Origin of the sequence: Pseudomonas sp. lyk4-R2A-10 (genome assembly GCF_030209075.1) — a bacterium.
Classification (GTDB): Bacteria; Pseudomonadota; Gammaproteobacteria; order Pseudomonadales; family Pseudomonadaceae; genus Aquipseudomonas; species Aquipseudomonas glycinae.
Map to the genome: position 1 here is coordinate 1 of NZ_JARVSR010000012.1, position 16,622 is coordinate 16,622.

Sequence of the window (16,622 nt, forward strand, 5' to 3'; positions counted from 1 at the left end):
TGGTTACTTTTGGGGCGTTTGCCAAAAGTGACCCGCCGTAAGGGCGGAACCGCCAGCCGCAACACCCAAAGAAACGGATATTCACCCAAAACAAACCCAAGGCCTGGCCGGCCCAAAGGCCGCCAAGGTCAATGCGCCGTAACCCCCCGCCGAACAGCAGAAGAACTCCCCGGCGCCAGAGCCAACGCCAGCTGCGTCCGATTATGCATATGCGTCAACCGCAAAACCTGCGACACATACAACTTCACCGTGTTCTCGGTAATCCCCAACTCACAGGCAATCTGATAATTGGTCTGCCCCTTGCCCACCAGCCGGGCCACATCGAGCTGGCGCGGCGACAACTGCTCGAAAATCGCCGGTATCTCTGCACTGTCACCCTCTGCCACGGTCTGGGCAGCCGGCGCAGGCCCGCGCCGAACCTTGTCCAGATCCTGATACAAATCATCGATCGACGAAGAAAGATCCTGCAGCTTCTGATTCAGGTGCCCCAGTTGCAGGGTCTTCTGCCGCTCCTGCAGCACCGTTTCCTGACGCCGCAACCCCTCCAGCAACTCATCCAGATCCACCGGTTTCTGGTAGTAATCGGCAATCCCCGCGCGCAACGCCTTGATCACATCCTGCTTGTCGGCGCGGCCGGTAAGCATGATTGCTTCGAACGCCCGGCTCTTGCCGGACACCCCCTGCAGCGCCTGCACCAGCTCGATGCCGTCCATGTCCGGCATGTGCAGGTCGCACAACACCAGGCCGATGGCCGGGTCTTCACTGAAACGCGTGACCGCCTCGCTGCTGGACTCACAGGGCACGCAGCGATAACCGCTGCTCTCAAGAAACTCACAGAGTTCTTCAACGATCAGCGCCTGATCATCGACCACAAGGACTTTTACCGCCGACGTAAGCTTGTTCACGTGCCACTCCATGCCCGGGCCAAAGCTGACCATTCCTGTACCGCCAGCCTATGGCTGTATAACCGCTCATTTGAAAGTAGACGCACTTTCCGACTATGTACATAGCAGTAGTGGCGAGTGGCGACTAATGGATCCAATAAAAAGTCAGGATTGTTCCAACCAGCACAAACGGCGCAAATGGCAGCTTTTTTGACATTTCAGGACTGAAATATCGAAGACGTTCTCTAACCCCTTGACTGGCATGCAGCCAGACTTTTGGCACCAGCAGCACCCACATCGCACTGCAGAGAGCAGCGCCGATAAACGCGCCGAGCAGGTGCTGACCGTCTGTCGCGAGGGCCAGGGCTGTCATTAGTTTCACATCGCCGCCGCCCATTCGCCCCAGCAGGTAACCCGGCAGCGTGAGCGCCAGCGCCAGCAACACCGCCCAGCCGCCCTGCGCCGCATCCGCCCCGAGCCAGGTGCTGCCGGTGACCAGCAACCAGACCAGCGCCAGCGCGCCGACGCCGAGGGTCAGGCCGTTGCCGATGTGGCGTTCGCGGGCATCCTGCGCGGCGCAGAGTGTCAGCCAGATCAGTAGGACAAAGCTGTGCATCCGGTAAAAATCGTCCGTTTTGGCTGAATGATTCTATGCTGATACTACGTAGTGACTGTCAGGGTAGACGCACTCATGAAAACCGGCCTCCCCCGCAAGCAAAAAGGCGCCGCCGCCATCGAATTCGCCTTGGTCTTCGTCATCTTCTTTGCCGTGTTTTACGGGATTGTGAGCTACAGCCTGCCGATGTTGCTGATGCAGGCCTTTACCCAGTCGACGTCCGAAGCAGTGCGGCGTGGCGTGGCACTGGATCCGGCGACCGCCAACTACGCGACCGCGATCCAGAACGTGGCACGCGCCGAACTGACGCGACGCCTGGCGTGGCTACCGTCAGCACTGAACTTCAACGCGGCCACCGACGCCACGATCACCTACGTGGGCGGCCTGCTGACCGTGACCATCAACTACCCGACCAACAAGCTCAATCAGGCGTTACCGTTTCTGGTCTTGCCCGGTATCGGGGCGGTACCCAATCTACCGGCCAACCTGACCGCCAGCTCGAGCCTGCAATTTTGAGTTCCGGTGACAAGCTGTTCGACCGCCTGCTCAATCGTCAAACGTCCACACCGCCAGCGGTCATGGACGACCCCGTGGTGCCCGGCGTCGGTTTGCAGCTGCATCTGGATGGCGAAGGCCAGGTCATCCACCTGACCGGGCCACTGCGCCATGTGCTGGCGCAACAACTGTCCGCCGCTCGCACGCCGCATCTGCTCGATTACCTGCTGCCGCACAGCGCGCTTGCGGTCGAAGGCGTGCCCGCCGACTGGCAGGGACAGTTGCTCGATCTGGATTTTTTCAGCCTCGCCGGTCCGCCGCTGCACTTGCGCGGCTGGGTACAGCCGCAGGGGGATGGCTGGGTTCTGCAACTGCTGGATATCGGCGACCTGCTGAGCGAAAGACGTCAGGCGCACAGCCGCGAGCAATGCCAGTGGCTCGCCGCACACATCCGCGACCACTTGCGGCTCTGCGGCCTGGCGCGTCTGCCACAGGTGCTGGGCGAACAGTTGCAGTGCCTGAGCCAGCGTTTTCAGGTGCCTTGCCTGGCCGTAGCGCTGCTGGATGAAGAGACCGAGGGCTGGCAGATTCATCAGCATTACAGCGCACCCGACGCCCCGCGACTGTGGGATATGGCGCAGCGCCTGGGTACCGGACTCGACAGCCTTAACGGCGCCGCACCGCAACGCGTGCTGCCCGCCGAGCATCCCCGCCTGAGCAGCGTGTTCGGCCCCGCCGAAGGGTTTGCCGTGCCTTACCGCGACGCCCATGGCGTGGCGGCATGGTTGCTCTTCGGCTGTTTCAGCGCGCAGCCACACACCGCCGAGTTGAGCGATCACGACTGGCTGCAACTGGCCGCCGCCGTCGCCGCGCCGCTGCTGGAACGCCTGCGTGAACATCGTCACCACTTGCAGCTGGAACGTCTGGAAATCCTGCAAAGCCTGCTCGGCACCGGTTGGTGGGAGGTGTTCAGCGACAGCGCCGAAGTGCTGCTCGCCGATGCGCTGGCCGTCAGCCTCGGCTTGAGCGCCGGGCGCCTGCCGATTCAGGCCTGGTTCGCCCGGGTGCACCCGGCCGACCGCGAAGAACTGCGCAGCCGCCTGCAAGCCTTGCAGGACGAAGGTCAGGCGCTGGAGCTGTGCGTGCGCCTGCAACCCGTTGATCAGGCGCAACCGCAGTGGTTCCGCTTGCAGGGCCAGTCACTGGGCATCGGCGCCGAGCGGCGTCTCGTAGGCTTCATGCTCGACATCAGCGACATCAAGAACCAGCAACAGCAGGCCGCCGCTGCCCATGCGCGACTGGACAACCTGATCGCCAGCGCGCCAGCGGTGATCTACGTGCAGCGCTATGTCGAGGGCGCGCTGCAGCCGACGTTTTTCAGCGCCAGCCTGCAACCATTGCTGGGCTGGAGCCTTGCCGACTGCGCCGACGGTGCGCTGGTGAATCATGTCCATCCCGACGATCGCGCGGCGTATTTCGAACGCACCCGGCAGTTGTTGCGCGAAGGTTCGGTGAGCACGCGCTACCGGATGCTCGACACCCAGGGCAACACCCACTGGCTGCTCGACGAAGCCAAACTGTTGCGCGACGATCTCGGTCTGCCAGTGGAGGCTGTCGGGCTGTGGCTGGACGTTACCGACGCGACCCTCGCCGCCGAGCGGATCAAGACCAGCGAAGAACGCTATCGCATCCTCGTGGAAGATTCGCCGGCCATGATCTGCCGCTATCGCCCCGACCTGACCCTGACCTTCGGCAACCGGCCACTGGCGATGTATCTGGAGTGCGCCCCGGAACAACTGCCGGGGGTGAATCTGGGCAGCTGGATGTCGGACGAACAACGCGAGGCCTTCGTCCAGCGTCTGGCGCAACTGACTCCGGACGCGCCGGTGAGCAGTGCCGAAATCAACCTGCGCCTGCCGGGGCGCGAACATGCGTGGTGGATCTGGTCGGATCGCGGAGTGTTCGACGAGCAGGGCCGTCTGCTTGAAGTGCAAGCGGTGGGCCGTGACAACACCGAGGTCCGGCGTTCGCAGCAACAACTGACCCAAAGCGCGAAAATGGCCACCCTCGGCGAGATGGCCACGGGGCTGGCCCACGAGATCAATCAGCCGCTGAACGTGATGCGCATGGCCATCGTCAACGTGCTCAAACGTCTGGGCAACGGCGATGTGCAGATCGACTACCTGACCGACAAGCTCAACCGCATCGACACTCAGGTCCAGCGTGCGGCGCGGGTGGTCGATCACATGCGGGTGTTCGGCCGGCGCTCGGAAATCGAACAGCACCCGTTCAATCCGCTCGACGCCATCGAAGGCACCTTGTCGTTGCTGTCCGAAGGTCTGCGCGGCAAAGGCGTCGAGCTACGAATCGGCGAGGCGAACTTCCAGCTGCAGGTGCGCGGGTACGTCGATCAATTGGAACAGGTGTTGATCAACCTGATGGTCAACGCCCGGGACGCGCTGTTGAGCAAGCGTGAATCCAATCGCGACTTCCAGCCGTGGATTGCCGTGCATGCCGAACACGACGAACACGTGGTGCGGCTGTGGGTCGAGGACAACGGCGGCGGCATCGATCCGCGTTTGCTGGAGCGGATTTTCGAGCCGTTCTTCACCACCAAACCGGTGGGCGTCGGCACTGGCCTGGGCTTGTCGGTGAGTTACGGCATCGTCGAGAACATGGGCGGACGCCTGAGCGTGCGCAACGGCGACGACGGCGCCCGGTTCTGCATCGAATTGCCGATCGCCCTCGACGATCAGATCACCAGCGTCGCCCGCCCCGACTGACAACTGAGATTGGCGCCGACATCGACCTGATTGAGGTTGATCCCCAGGGCCATCAACAGCGTGTTGATGAGGGTGTCGAGCAGCGGACTGAGCACCGTATTGATGGTGGTGACCAGCAAGGTCTTCACGGAGCTCAGAATCGCCCCCAATCCACTGACCAGACTGCCCGTCGGGCCATGCATGTTGAGGTTGAGGTTGTTCAGGGTGTCGCTCAGGCTGCTGACCACGTTGCCGGTGCTGTAGCTGTAATAGAACGGCGGCTGGTTGATCTCCGGCAGACTGGCAGCCGGCGGTGCGGAGTAGACATGGGGGATGTTGGCGTTCTGGCCGACGGTGGTATCGGCTGAGATGTCGAGGCCGCCGCCGACGGCAGGGACGCGTGGATCGCAGCTGACCGGCAGCACCAGAAAACGCCGACAGGTCTTCACACCGATATCGATCACCTTCAACGGCTGCACCACCACGGCCGGCGGCGTGACGTTACTGCCGAAAACCGCTGCCGGATCCATCCGGCCGATTTTCAGGTTGGCGACTGAAGTCGTGGTGTTGGTGGTCAGGGTCTTGTTGGTCGGCGTCAGGCAACTGAATGCAGTGACGTAGCTGTTGGCCGCCGCCACATCCAGCGCCACGTCGAGACGAATCGGCCCGGGCAGCACCTCGATCGACGGTGTCTGGCAGGGCGCACCGAGCGCGCACGTCAGCGAATCGATCACCCCCACCAGATTCAGGCTGAGCAAGGCATTCAACGTATTGGTCAGCGGCCCGGCGAGATCGGCCACGGCGTTGACCAGCGACAGAATCGTATCCAGCAAAGGCAGATTGACCGATAACAGAGTTCGCACCTGCGCGGTCTTCACATAAATCCGGTTCGGCCCCAAGGGGTTGGCGGCTGCCAGCCGAGGGTTACCGATAGCCGACAATTGCGGCGGCTCCAGCACCTGCACGCTCGCGGTAATTTGTGCCACGCCAAGGTTGATCGTCTGGTTGGCCACCAGGCCGTTCTGCTTGTTGGCCAGTTGCACGAAGCCCTGAATCAGATCGAACGCCCGCACGTCCACCGCCAGTGCCGTGGCCTGGGTGCCAGCCTGTACCTTCAGCAGGTTGCCCAGCACCACTTGGGTCGCGCCGGCCGCTGCCTTGATCGCCTGCAAGCCGAGGATGGTTGCCGTGGCACTCAGGGTGCCGTTGGGGTCGAGGACGTTGATCGCGGTCTGGACCAGTTGACTGACGGCGATGGTGTTGCCGAGCACTTCACTGTAGCCGCCCGCACTGAGACCGATATCGACCTTCAACCGGTCCAGATAACCGAGCAGATTGATATTGGTGTTGACCAGGCCATTCCAGCTCGCGGCACTGAGCGAGAGGTTGCCGCCCAGCAAGCCACCGAACAACGCATTGAGCACGGCTGACCGCCCCGTATCGACGCTCAATGCGGTGCTGCGGATGGTCAGGGATGCCAATGGTGGCGGCACCGCCGCGACTGCCGTGGCGCTGAGATTGATGGTTGCATTGCGGCCCGCGCCGCCGAAGAGTCCGCCGATGGCACCGGCAAAGCTCTGAGGCACGGTATGACTGACGACGACACGGATCGCTTCGGTGCTGGCGGCATTGACGGCAAACACCCGCAGATTGCTGGCGTCCAGGTTCAGCGTGCCACAGGCGACGGCCAAGGTGCGACCGGCACTGGGAATCGGGAAATTGTTCCGCACGACGCTGGCCTGCGCATAAGCGTTGGCCGTGGCCCCGGCGCCGCAGTTGCCGCCACGGGTCGCGGCTTCAAGGGCGGCGACGTCGGCGATCTGTTGCAGATGACGACGCTCGAGGTACAAGCGACCGCTGTCGACCACCACCAGGATGAACACCAGCGCCATGCCCAGGGTCAGCGCCGCCATCAGGCCAATGGCCCCGCGTTGTCGGGCAGGATCGATGAACGGCGAATGGCGGGACATGGCGCACTCCTTTGCCGGCGCACGGCCGGGCGCAACCTCCATGGATGGGTATGAGTGTAGACACGCGCAGGCAACACTGCTGGCAAGACGCCAGTTTTACCCGCCCATAAAAAACGGGAGCCATTTGGCTCCCGTACTTTTTCAACAGATTAACGCGGTGGATAGTTGGACAGGATCCGCGCCACCGTTTCGCGGATGGCATTGCTGCGATCCGCCGGGTTCGGCGTGCGGCTGAGCATCTGCTCGTCGCTGCCACGCCACACCAGTTTGCCGTCCTTGCCGTCGAGCAGATCGACCTGAATGGTCGCTACTTTATAGGTGATGTTGCGGGTTTCGTTGTACATCGGGGCGCCCCAGTAACCGTTCCACGGGCCGCCCCAACCGCCGCCGTAGTTGGTGGTCACCTGTTGCTGACGGTCCTCGACGATCAGGTAGGTCTGCACAAACAGATCGCCTCGGGCGCCCGAAGCGGCCGGGCGCAGGCCACGCTGATCCAGTTGGTCGGCGACGGCCTGACGGATGCGCTGTTCGGTCAGGTCGCTCTTGATCCTTGGATCGTCGGGGCGGTATTGCAGGGCGGGGTCTTTCCAGCTCCAGCTGCGGTAAGCGGCAAAGTCGCGGCTGGCGTCGAAGTCATGGTTGACCTGGTTGGCGGCGCAGGCACTGAGCAGCGCGGCCACAGCCAATAAAGCGAGACGGCGGAACATGGTTTTTCTCCGGTGGAAGACATGAACCTGAGGGAGCTTCTCATTTGCCAGAAGCTAACTGGGAGGATACGCCGACATGGCCTTCTCGACAGCCTCCCGAATCGCGTCGGTGCGATCACTTTGCTTGCCTTGCGTGCCGGTTTCGGCGCTGGCGCTCCAGACCGGCTGACCACTGCCGGCGTCGAACAGATCGACTCGCACCACCACGACCTGTTCCTGGTAGGTACGCACGATCGGCACCGTGTTGTACATCCCGTAACCGCGGCCGTAACGGTCATATCCGCCGTAGCCGCCGTAGTAACCGTAATCGTCCTGCACCTGACGCAGGCGGGTTTCCAGGCTCAGGTTGGCGCTGACCAGCAGGTCGGCCGGGCGATTGTCATGCAGCGGGCGCAAGCCGCGCTGATCCAGCGCACTGCTGACGGCTTCGGCCACTTGCGCCGAATCCGCCCAGGCCGTACCCGGCGGCAACTGACCGTTGAGCCACGCCCAACTGCGATAGCGCCCGTAATCCCGTGGCGGCGCAGGATAAGCGCTGCGGTCGAAAGTGGTCGCTGCCTGCGGAGGGGCCGGCGGCAACGGTCGCGACTGCGCTACGTAGGGGTTGCTGCCCTGGCAAGCGGCCAACCCCAGACAGATCAGCAGTAACCCTGAATGACCTTTCATATCTCGCTCCGATCAGATCGGCCGGCAGATCCAGTGCAAGTAGCGCCCAAGCCCGGCGAAGCCTGGGTGACGACGGTGGGCGAGTTCCATCTCGAGCAAATCAATCAACTCGGCGCGGGCCTGGAATTCCACCGGCATGTAATCGTGGAAAACCCGCACCCCGCTCTGAGTTTCGACCTGCCACAACCCGGCGAGTTGCGTCGCCAGTTCCCGTGGATCGAGTGGCTGCTGCGGGGTCAGGCTCTGCTTTTCACCGGCCATGTCGTTCTTGCGCATTTTCTTGAAATGGCCTTTGAGCAGGTTCCGGTAAATCAGTGCATCGCGGTTGTAGAACGCCAGCGACAGCCAGCCGCCGGGCTTGGTCAACTGATGCAGCACCGGCAGAATCGCGTGGGGTTCGGCCAGCCACTCCAGCACCGCATGGCACAGCACCAGATCGAAGGGTTCGGTGAGCTGGCCGAGCAGTTCCTGCCAGGGCGCCTGAATGAACGTCGCGGTTTGCCCGGCTTCGGCAAAGCGCTGGCGTGCGCCTTCGAGCATCGGTTCGGCCGGCTCGGTGAACGTCACCTGGTGCCCGCGTTCAGCCAGCCACAACGACATGTGGCCCAGGCCGCCACCGATGTCGAGCACCCGCAACGGACGATCCGGCAAGGCTTCGGCGAGGTCGGCCTGCAGCACAGCGAGGCGGATCGCGCCCTTGGCGCCACCGTAGATTTTTTCGGCGAAGCGGGTCGCCAACTGATCGAAATGACGGTCGCTCATCAGCTGAACCGCCGTTCGCTGTCGGCGAGTTTGCTGCGCACCACTTCATTCATGTCCAGGCCCAGCTCGCTGCACAGCAGCAACAGATACAGAACGATGTCGCCGACTTCCTGCCCGGCGTGGGCGAGTTTGTCCGCCGGCAACTCGCGGGACTGGTCTTCGGTCAGCCACTGAAAGATTTCCACCAGTTCGGACATCTCCACGCTGGCGGCCATGGCCAGGTTTTTCGGGCTGTGAAATTGCCGCCAGTCATTGCGGTCGCGAATGGCGTGCAGGCGTTCGGTCAGTTCAACAAGGTTCATCGGGCTCTCCTGAAGGCGTATAGCTTCGGGGGGATGTCGAGCGAAGGCAAGCGCCAGCCGCCCGTTAAAACCCTCTATGCTTGCAGGGAACTCGACCGCACCCGCTGCGGCCCAAGGCTCAGCTCTTTCATCAGGAAACAGACATGCAGGTAGAAAGCTTTTTCGAATGGCTGGGCCAGGCGCTCGGCTCGATCATCCGCTTCATCGTCGACGGCCTCAGCGGCCTGTTCAATCTGCTCGGCAACGCGGGCGGCAACTTTGTCGACGGGCTGTCGAAGGCGCTGGGCATGGACACGTCGATCATCAGCATCATCGCGCTGATCGTCGGCCTGATGCTGCTGTGGTCGGCGATCCGCGCGTTCATGAATGCCTCGATCATTGCCGGGATCATCTGGTTGCTGCTGGGATTGTGGCTGCTGAGCTGGATCATTCACTGACGCCGCCCGCTACAATGCCGCTCCTCAAGGAGCCCGCATGTCCAACCTGATCACCGACTGGCGCGACCGCCCGACCCATCGCCGGGTCTGGGCCCTCGCCGCCCCCATGATCCTCTCCAACATTTCCGTGCCACTGGTGGCGCTGGTCGACAGCACCGTCATCGGCCACCTGCCCCATGCCCATCAACTGGGCGCGGTGGCCGTGGGTGCCAGCCTGTACACCTTTCTGGCCTGGGCCATGGGATTCCTGCGCATGGGCACCACCGGCTTCGCCGCCCAGGCTGCGGGTCGCAGCGATGGTGCAGCCTTGCGGCAGATTCTGCTTCAGGGCCTGCTGCTGGCGATGGGGCTGGCGCTGCTGCTTGGAACGCTGGGCGTACCGCTGAGCGGGGTCGCGCTGCACTTCATGCAACCGTCGGCGGAGCTGGATCAGCTGACCCGCGACTTCTTCCACACCCGCCTGTTCGGATTGCCGGCAGCGCTGGCCAGTTATGCGCTGGTCGGCTGGTTCCTCGGCACCCAGAATGCCCGGGCGCCGCTGGCTATTCTGCTGAGCACCAACCTGATCAACATCGTGCTCAACCTGTGGTTCGTGATTGGCCTGGACTGGGGCGTGGTCGGTTCGGCGCGCGCCTCGGTGATCGCCGAATGGAGCGGCGCCCTGCTCGGTCTGTGGATGACTCGCAAGGCTTTGCGCGCCTATCCCGGCCACATCGCCTGGGCCGCCCTGAAACTCTGGCAGAGCTGGCGCCCGCTGCTGGCGGTCAACCGCGACATTTTCATCCGCAGCCTGGCCCTGCAATCGGTGTTTTTCCTGATCACCGTGCAGGGCGCGCGACTGGGCGATGCCACCGTCGCGGCGAACGCGCTGTTGCTCAACGGCCTGCTGTTGACCGCCCACGCGCTGGACGGACTGGCCCACGCCGTCGAAGCCTTGTGCGGCCACGCCATCGGCGCCCGGGATCGTCTGGCCCTGCGCCGCTCGCTGGTGGTTGCCGGTGGCTGGTCGTTGCTGGCGAGCCTGGGCTTTGCCGCGCTGTTTCTGTTGGCCGGCCACTTGTTCATCGAAATGCAGACCGACATCCAGAGCGTGCGCGAGACCGCGTTCATCTACCTGCCCTATCTGGCCGTGCTGCCGTTGATCGCAGTCTGGAGCTACTTGCTCGACGGCTTGTTCATCGGTGCCACCCGCGCCCGGGAAATGCGCAACGGCATGCTGGCGACCGTGATCCTGCTGCTGCCGGTCGCCTGGGCGCTGCAAGGTCTGGGCAATCACGGCCTGTGGATTTCATTCCTGCTGTTCATGGTGCTGCGCAGCCTGACGCTCGGGGGGCTGGCGTGGTGGCTGCGGCGCACCGATGGCTGGTTCAGCGGTGCCGCTCACTGAAGCGGCGCCTCACGACGGGTCGTTCAGCCAGCGCCGACGCAACAGTTCGAGCCGCTGCCGTGGGGTCAAACCTTGCGGCAGCGGTGTCAGCTCGGCACGCGGATGCTGCAAACGCAGCCACAACCAGTCGTCCAGCAGCGTCTGCTCGCTGAACCCCAGCGCCAGGCCTTGCTCCTGAAAGGCTGACATCAGCCGATAGTCGCTTCCTGTCGCCTGACTCCAGCGCCAGACATGCTGATCCAGCAGGCAACGGTGCAGACGTTCGCGCTGTCGGCGGGTCAGGCTTTGTTCGATCCGCAGCGGCTCCACGGCCAGCCCCGGATTGCGAAGTTGCTGCCAGCCCTGACTGCCGCCAGCCAGATCGGCCCAGTTCCCGCCGAACCAGCGCAGCCATCCGATCGGCCCGAGCCAGCAGCTCAATTGCCGGGCATCGCAGGCGTCGAAAAAGTAGCTGGCGGTCTGGCGATTGTAGAAATTGAGCAGTGCCCGGTGATTCAGGCCGACGGACACGGTCAGCATCCGCTGCAAGTGTTCGCGCAATACCTGCGCCGAGGCTTCGCTGCCCAGCAGCAGCCCTTGCCAGGTCATGGGATCGGTGTGGCAAAGCGCCGACAGCGCCGGGCTGTCACGCAGGTCGATCAGCCAAGGGCCTTGTTCACTGACCGGCTGAAACTCCGTACCGTCAAACAGCTTCAGGCTGTGCACACCGGCGAATCCCTGACGTAACGTCTGCACTGCCTGCGGCGCTTGTGCGATGTCCAGCAACAACCATTGAGCGCGCTGTCCGGGGGCCGCGACGCTCATCTTCCGTCGCTCGTTTTGAGCCCGGCGACCAATCGACAGCTGCACAGTGACGCCGAGCAATGGCGATAACTGCCGCCCCCCGGTATCAGGCACAGCAACAACAAAGGCTCGGCCGCCTTCAACCACTGAGGCAAGCCCGCACTCGCCAGACGCTCGGGCAGTGGTGACGGTGCGTCATCCGCGATCGCTTCGGTGAGTGCCGGGACCTGCAAGACGCCGCTGATCACGGGCTGCTCAGGGTCACCTTCCAGAAAGCTCACCACCACCTCCACCCCGTCCTTCAATGAGGCCATCGGCGTATCGGCCAACGCCGGAGCCAGCGGCAGCCAGCAGTGGCTGGGGCGGGCCCCTTCACCCTGATAAAGCCAGTCGAACTGGACAGCCACCGGCCGCACGGCATCAGGTTGTGCCTCCTCGACCGCCACCACCCACGCACGTTGCGGACTGCACATGCGCGCCCCCCGGTATCCGACGGATGATCGGGGTAGCGCCAACTGGTCAACGGCATAAATCCGGTTGCTGTAGGGCGGCTCGAGCGACTGATCGGCCCGATGCTCGATTCGGCTCACCAGCCAGTGCGGATTGGCGTCTGCCAGGAGCTGGCCGGAAATCGTCAACCAGTGACCACTGCGCAGGGTTGGCGAATCGGACTCCCCCTGCGCCGTACGTGTCCGCCGCGAGCCTTCTGCGTGCAGGCGCGAATGTTCGCCCGATTGCCAGCGGCGCACTGTCGGCGACGGTTCCCCATCCTCGACATCGGACCGCAGGCTCCCGGCGCGTGGCAGCCGGGTCGGATCGTCCCCGAACACCAGGCAATGTCTCCGAATCCCATGTTCGAAGTGATAGTGAATGCGTGCCTGTCTGCACAACCGCTGCACCAGTTGTAGATCCGACTCGCCGTATTGGGTGCAGAATGTCCGGGGCGGATACGCGCCTTGCAGGTCGAATCGGCGCCAGTTGCCACTGATACCGTGCTCCCTGAGCACCTGATCAAGAATCTGCGGTATCGAAAGATCACTGAAGATGCGCTGGCTGTAACGCAGGCCCAGGCAGCTCAACCGCGGCTCGAGCCGCGCCCGAAACAACCGCGCACCGCGCCCCTGTTCATGCTGGACAAGACTGTGCAACTGCCCGTGAACACTATTGCCGCAAGACCCGAAACACAGGCGCGCCGAACGATACATGAGGCCGGCAAGATCCAGATGCGGATCATCTGCCAGCACGTCGATCTCGAATGAAAAAGGCTCGCTGATGGCTTCGCAACCCGTGAATGCCAGGACTTCAAGCGAGTCGGACAGGCCCGCTACATCGAGACGAAACGACGGCTCGTCAGCTGGATCGAACATGGGGGGATTCTCTACAGGGGGGCGGGCGGGGATTCTCGCCGAGACCCATGGCCGAGTAGAGGGCCGAACTACAAATTCGGAAATGACCTACGCGAAAAGCAGACGACGTCACTTTGCTCGCCTTGGAACAAGCCGTTTCGCGAAGAGAAAAAGAAGCGTCTCACCCGGTTATCTGAAACGTCCGCGGTTAGCGGAACAATTTCAGACAACCAGATGAAAGCGGAACCTGGCCTCAGGAAGACAGGTAGGAGGAGCGGGTCAGACCCAGGCGCAATGCATCGAGGAACTGGGTGCGCTCGCTGGCGCTGATGCGGGCACTGGCGCACTTGTCGCGGTAGTGAGTCATCAGTTCTTCCGGCGACAGGTGCACATAACGCAGCATGTCTTCGATGGTGTCGTGGGTTTCAATACCGGCGTGGTACACGCTGCCATCGGCGTTCTGGTAGATGTTCACCGAGTCGGTGTCACCGAACAGGTTGTGCATGTCGCCCAGGATTTCCTGGTAGGCACCGACCAGGAACACGCCCAGCAGGTAGTCTTCACCTTCGTTCAGCGCGTGCACCGGCAGGCTGGTCTCGATGCTCTGCTCGTCGACGTACTGGTTGATCTTGCCGTCGGAGTCGCAGGTCAGGTCTTGCAGGACGGCGCGACGCAGCGGTTCTTCGTCGAGACGGTGCAGCGGGATGATCGGCAGTACCTGATCGATCGCCCAGGTGTCCGGCAGGCTCTGGAACACCGAGAAGTTGCAGATGTACTTGTCGGCCAGCTTGTCGTTGAGTTCGTCCAGCACCTGACGGTGCGAACGCTGACGTGCTTTCAACGAGTTGTGCAGGCGACGGCATACGGCGAAGTAGCACTGCTCGGCCAGGGCTTTCTCGGCCAGGGTCAGTTTGCCGTCGGCGTACTGGGCAGCTACGTCGCTCATGTAGTGAGTGGCACGCCAGTAGGTTTCGGTGACCATTTCGATGTCGGTCGGGCCGAGCAGGTCAACCAGCCACTGCACGGTTTCCGGCAGCGCTTCCTTGTTCTCGATCTGCGGCACGTCGTCGTTGTGTTTCTCGACGTCGGTCACCTGCACCACCAGCATCGCGTGGTGCGCGGTCAGCGAACGGCCGCTTTCGGAGAAGATGTGCGGATGCGGCAGGGCCTGCGCGTCGCAGAATTCCTTGAGCATGCCGACCACGACACCGGCGTAGTCGTCCATGTCGTAGTTGATCGAACTGGCGTTGCGCGAGTGGGTACCGTCGTAGTCCACACCCAGACCACCGCCGACGTCGATGTGATCGACTGGCAGGCCCAGATTGCGCAGCTCGCCGTAGTAACGGATCGCCTCCTTGAAGCCATGCTGGTAGTCAGCGAGGTTGGCGATCTGCGAACCCATGTGGAAGTGCAGCAGGCGGATGCCCTGATCCAGGCCCGCCGCGCGGAAGCGCTCGACTACCGACAACAGTTGCGCCGCCGACAGACCGAACTTGGATTTCTCGCCACCGGTGTCTGCCCACTTCGACGACGCCAGGGACGACAGACGCACGCGCAGGCCGACCTGTGGCTTGACCTTCAGCGAGGCGGCCTCTTCGATCACCAGACCGACTTCGGATTCTTTCTCGATCACGATGAACACGTTGTGGCCGAGCTTCTGGCCCATCAGCGCCAGACGGATGAACTCGCGGTCCTTGTACCCGTTACAGACGATGGTGCCGCCCTTCGGCGCCAGCGCCAGCACCGCCAGCAGCTCAGGCTTGGAGCCGGCTTCCAGACCGATGGAAACGTTCTGGGTGGCGATGATGTTCTCGATCACCGCTTCCTGCTGGTTGACCTTGATCGGGTACAGCGCGGTGTATTTGCTCTGGTATTCCAGACGCTCGATGTTCGCATCGAAAGCGCCGGTCAGCTGACGGACGCGGTCTTGCAGGATGTCGGGGAAACGCACCAGCAGCGGCAGGGACAAGCCACTCTTGCGCAACTGGTCGACTTGTTCGAACAGATCGATAGGCGAGCTGCTCGGGCCGTTCGGACGAACTTCGACGCGACCGGCGTCATTGATCGCGAAATACCCGGCCCCCCAATGGCGAATCCCGTAAACACTGCGGCTGTCCGCAACTGTCCATTGGCTGCCATCGTCTTTGCGTGTGCGTCGTACGGACATCGAAGTCCCCTATAAAGAAGTCATAGTGCGTCGCCTGATCTCAGGCCGGCGCAGTCTAAAGAATGAAAATGACGGTTCGTCAGCGCGGCGGTAGACCGCGCTGACAGCGTTGAGTTTAGAAACCGGTCATGAACAGGCTCTGTGAAAACCATGGAAACGACGTCAGACCCAGGAACCCTGGAGCTGAATCAAGCCGCCGGTGGGTTTCACAGAGGCTGCTAGCCGCCGGACTTCTTCGCTTTGAAACCGTGCTTGACCAACTCGGCCAGGAGCAGCTCGACATGATCGCCCTGGATCTCGATGATCCCGTCTTTCAACGCACCGCCGGTGCCGCAACGTTTCTTCAACGTTGTCGCCAGCTCCTTGAGTGCGTCCTCGGCCAGGGGCACGCCGGTGATGGTGGTCACCGTCTTGCCGCCACGGCCCTTGCTCTCGCGGCGTACGCGGGCAATGCCGTCGCCGGCCGGGATCACGGTTTGCTTGCAGATACAGGCGTCCACCGGCTTGCTGCATTCCGGGCAATGACGACCTGCGTCGGTGGAAAATACCAGGCCGCCCAGGGCGGCGAAGGATGCGGCTTTTTTGGCCACCGGCAATCCTCTCGGGAGGACAAAGACTGATCGCAGCCTTGGGCAAGGCTATCGACCGCGAAGCCCCACTCAGGCAGGGGCAGCGCTACTGCACCGGTTCTTCAATAAAAGCGGGCCGGTGCAGCTTGAAAAGGTCGCGCAGTGTAACGGCAAAAACACCGATTGCTAAGTGCCAATCGGCGCCAATTTATGTGTTCTTTGCGACGTTGCTTTGCTGAGCCTTCAGATAACGTTTCAAGGCTGCCAGAGAGTCCGGGCAGTAAGGCTTTTGCCGGATTTCCTGCATGACCTGCTCGACCGGAATGAAGCGCGCTTCGAGCACTTCTTCAGGCTGCAGGATCAGCGGCCCGTCCCACACCGCCGAAAACGCCGAACACCACAGACGATTGCCGGTGTCTTCGAAGTAGAAATGGTCGTGGGCCGTCAGCTCTACGCCACTCACGCCCAGCTCTTCTTCCAGTTCACGGGCCGCCGACTCGGCGTAGGTCTCGTGCGCCTGCACCATGCCGCCTGCTGCCACGTCCCAGTAACCGGGATAGATGGCTTTGCTCAACGTGCGCCGATGCACGCAGAGTTCACCGGCGGAGTTGAACAGCATGATGTAGGTGCCACGGCCGATCAGCCCGCGCTCGCGCAGGTCGGAACGTACCAGGGCGCCGAGCAGGTTGTCCTGCTCGTCGACCCAGGCGATCTGTTCAGCATCCGAGGCAGCGCGGTGGGCCGCCTCTCTGGCGCTCTCGTCCATGAC

16 protein-coding genes are annotated in these 16,622 nt (G+C 62.8%); 4 read left to right on the plus strand and 12 right to left on the minus strand.

The genetic code is table 11. From position 1 onward, the window contains the following. Positions 1–128: 128 nt before the first annotated feature. On the minus strand, positions 129–905 hold the full coding sequence (locus QRN46_RS21030) for a response regulator transcription factor (RefSeq protein WP_041475496.1): 777 nt from the start codon (positions 903–905) through the stop codon (positions 129–131). Positions 906–1,029: 124 nt separating this feature from the next. Next, on the minus strand, positions 1,030–1,500 hold the full coding sequence (locus QRN46_RS21035; protein WP_011332281.1) for an A24 family peptidase: 471 nt from the start codon (positions 1,498–1,500) through the stop codon (positions 1,030–1,032). A gap of 75 nt (positions 1,501–1,575) precedes the next feature. Between QRN46_RS21035 and QRN46_RS21040 the strand changes: the two genes are divergently transcribed. Together QRN46_RS21040 and QRN46_RS21045 are read left to right on the plus strand one after the other, a co-directional pair. Then, positions 1,576–2,016 (plus strand): TadE/TadG family type IV pilus assembly protein, encoded by a 441-nt coding sequence (locus QRN46_RS21040; protein ID WP_011332280.1) that lies wholly within the window; start codon positions 1,576–1,578, stop codon positions 2,014–2,016. After that, entirely contained in the window at positions 2,013–4,778 is a 2,766-nt protein-coding gene (locus QRN46_RS21045; protein WP_011332279.1) for a PAS domain-containing sensor histidine kinase, read from the plus strand. Before QRN46_RS21040 ends, QRN46_RS21045 begins: the two co-directional genes overlap by 4 nt. Here the strand turns inward: QRN46_RS21045 and QRN46_RS21050 are convergent. The 5 genes from QRN46_RS21050 to QRN46_RS21070 all read right to left on the minus strand — a co-directional run bounded on the left by QRN46_RS21050 (position 4,748) and on the right by QRN46_RS21070 (position 9,164). Further along, on the minus strand, positions 4,748–6,727 hold the full coding sequence (locus QRN46_RS21050; protein ID WP_285357015.1) for a TadG family pilus assembly protein: 1,980 nt from the start codon (positions 6,725–6,727) through the stop codon (positions 4,748–4,750). The genes QRN46_RS21045 and QRN46_RS21050 overlap by 31 nt on opposite strands. Before the next feature lie 149 nt (positions 6,728–6,876). Next, complete coding sequence (locus QRN46_RS21055; protein ID WP_007951006.1) at positions 6,877–7,434, minus strand: DUF4136 domain-containing protein; 558 nt, start codon at positions 7,432–7,434, stop codon at positions 6,877–6,879. Positions 7,435–7,488: 54 nt separating this feature from the next. After that, the gene (locus QRN46_RS21060) at positions 7,489–8,100 is read right to left on the minus strand and encodes a DUF4136 domain-containing protein (protein ID WP_011332277.1); all 612 of its coding nucleotides are present in this window, start codon (positions 8,098–8,100) and stop codon (positions 7,489–7,491) included. A 12-nt stretch (positions 8,101–8,112) separates the two neighbouring features. Continuing rightward, positions 8,113–8,862 (minus strand): methyltransferase, encoded by a 750-nt coding sequence (locus tag QRN46_RS21065; protein WP_011332276.1) that lies wholly within the window; start codon positions 8,860–8,862, stop codon positions 8,113–8,115. After that, entirely contained in the window at positions 8,862–9,164 is a 303-nt protein-coding gene (locus QRN46_RS21070) for a MazG-like family protein (RefSeq protein WP_011332275.1), read from the minus strand. The genes QRN46_RS21065 and QRN46_RS21070 overlap by 1 nt, the downstream gene beginning before the upstream one ends. Positions 9,165–9,307: 143 nt before the next feature. On the opposite strand from QRN46_RS21070, the gene QRN46_RS21075 reads away from it, so the two are divergent. Continuing rightward, positions 9,308–9,601, plus strand: coding sequence for a hypothetical protein (locus tag QRN46_RS21075; protein ID WP_007951010.1), 294 nt, complete (start codon positions 9,308–9,310; stop codon positions 9,599–9,601). A 37-nt stretch (positions 9,602–9,638) separates the two neighbouring features. Beyond that, the gene (locus QRN46_RS21080; protein ID WP_011332274.1) at positions 9,639–10,988 is read left to right on the plus strand and encodes an MATE family efflux transporter; all 1,350 of its coding nucleotides are present in this window, start codon (positions 9,639–9,641) and stop codon (positions 10,986–10,988) included. 9 nt (positions 10,989–10,997) lie between these two features. Here the strand turns inward: QRN46_RS21080 and QRN46_RS21085 are convergent, their stop codons facing one another. From QRN46_RS21085 to QRN46_RS21105, 5 genes are all read right to left on the minus strand, one after another. Further along, positions 10,998–11,792 carry a DUF4123 domain-containing protein gene (locus tag QRN46_RS21085; RefSeq protein ID WP_011332273.1) on the minus strand — a complete coding sequence of 265 codons (795 nt, stop codon included), beginning with the start codon at positions 11,790–11,792 and terminating at the stop codon, positions 10,998–11,000. Next, entirely contained in the window at positions 11,789–13,138 is a 1,350-nt protein-coding gene (locus QRN46_RS21090) for a type VI secretion system Vgr family protein (RefSeq protein WP_221615459.1), read from the minus strand. The genes QRN46_RS21085 and QRN46_RS21090 overlap by 4 nt, the downstream gene beginning before the upstream one ends. Positions 13,139–13,370: 232 nt before the next feature. Next, positions 13,371–15,284, minus strand: coding sequence for an arginine decarboxylase (speA, locus tag QRN46_RS21095; RefSeq protein WP_011332271.1), 1,914 nt, complete (start codon positions 15,282–15,284; stop codon positions 13,371–13,373). A gap of 218 nt (positions 15,285–15,502) precedes the next feature. Then, on the minus strand, positions 15,503–15,874 hold the full coding sequence (locus QRN46_RS21100; RefSeq protein WP_007951016.1) for a translation initiation factor Sui1: 372 nt from the start codon (positions 15,872–15,874) through the stop codon (positions 15,503–15,505). Positions 15,875–16,061: 187 nt separating this feature from the next. Continuing rightward, entirely contained in the window at positions 16,062–16,619 is a 558-nt protein-coding gene (locus QRN46_RS21105) for an NUDIX hydrolase (RefSeq protein WP_064379226.1), read from the minus strand. Positions 16,620–16,622 lie beyond the last annotated feature (3 nt).

Excerpts from the sequence above, each read along its gene's own strand:
- QRN46_RS21035 (WP_011332281.1), bottom strand. The coding sequence starts at position 1,500 with ATGCACAGCTTTGTCCTACTGATCTGGCTGACACTCTGCGCCGCGCAG.
- QRN46_RS21040 (WP_011332280.1), top strand. The coding sequence starts at position 1,576 with ATGAAAACCGGCCTCCCCCGCAAGCAAAAAGGCGCCGCCGCCATCGAA.
- QRN46_RS21050 (WP_285357015.1), bottom strand. The coding sequence starts at position 6,727 with ATGTCCCGCCATTCGCCGTTCATCGATCCTGCCCGACAACGCGGGGCC.
- QRN46_RS21055 (WP_007951006.1), bottom strand. The coding sequence starts at position 7,434 with ATGTTCCGCCGTCTCGCTTTATTGGCTGTGGCCGCGCTGCTCAGTGCC.
- QRN46_RS21060 (WP_011332277.1), bottom strand. The coding sequence starts at position 8,100 with ATGAAAGGTCATTCAGGGTTACTGCTGATCTGTCTGGGGTTGGCCGCT.
- QRN46_RS21065 (WP_011332276.1), bottom strand. The coding sequence starts at position 8,862 with ATGAGCGACCGTCATTTCGATCAGTTGGCGACCCGCTTCGCCGAAAAA.
- QRN46_RS21070 (WP_011332275.1), bottom strand. The coding sequence starts at position 9,164 with ATGAACCTTGTTGAACTGACCGAACGCCTGCACGCCATTCGCGACCGC.
- QRN46_RS21075 (WP_007951010.1), top strand. The coding sequence starts at position 9,308 with ATGCAGGTAGAAAGCTTTTTCGAATGGCTGGGCCAGGCGCTCGGCTCG.
- QRN46_RS21080 (WP_011332274.1), top strand. The coding sequence starts at position 9,639 with ATGTCCAACCTGATCACCGACTGGCGCGACCGCCCGACCCATCGCCGG.
- QRN46_RS21085 (WP_011332273.1), bottom strand. The coding sequence starts at position 11,792 with ATGAGCGTCGCGGCCCCCGGACAGCGCGCTCAATGGTTGTTGCTGGAC.
- QRN46_RS21090 (WP_221615459.1), bottom strand. The coding sequence starts at position 13,138 with ATGTTCGATCCAGCTGACGAGCCGTCGTTTCGTCTCGATGTAGCGGGC.
- speA (WP_011332271.1), bottom strand. The coding sequence starts at position 15,284 with ATGTCCGTACGACGCACACGCAAAGACGATGGCAGCCAATGGACAGTT.
- QRN46_RS21105 (WP_064379226.1), bottom strand. The coding sequence starts at position 16,619 with ATGGACGAGAGCGCCAGAGAGGCGGCCCACCGCGCTGCCTCGGATGCT.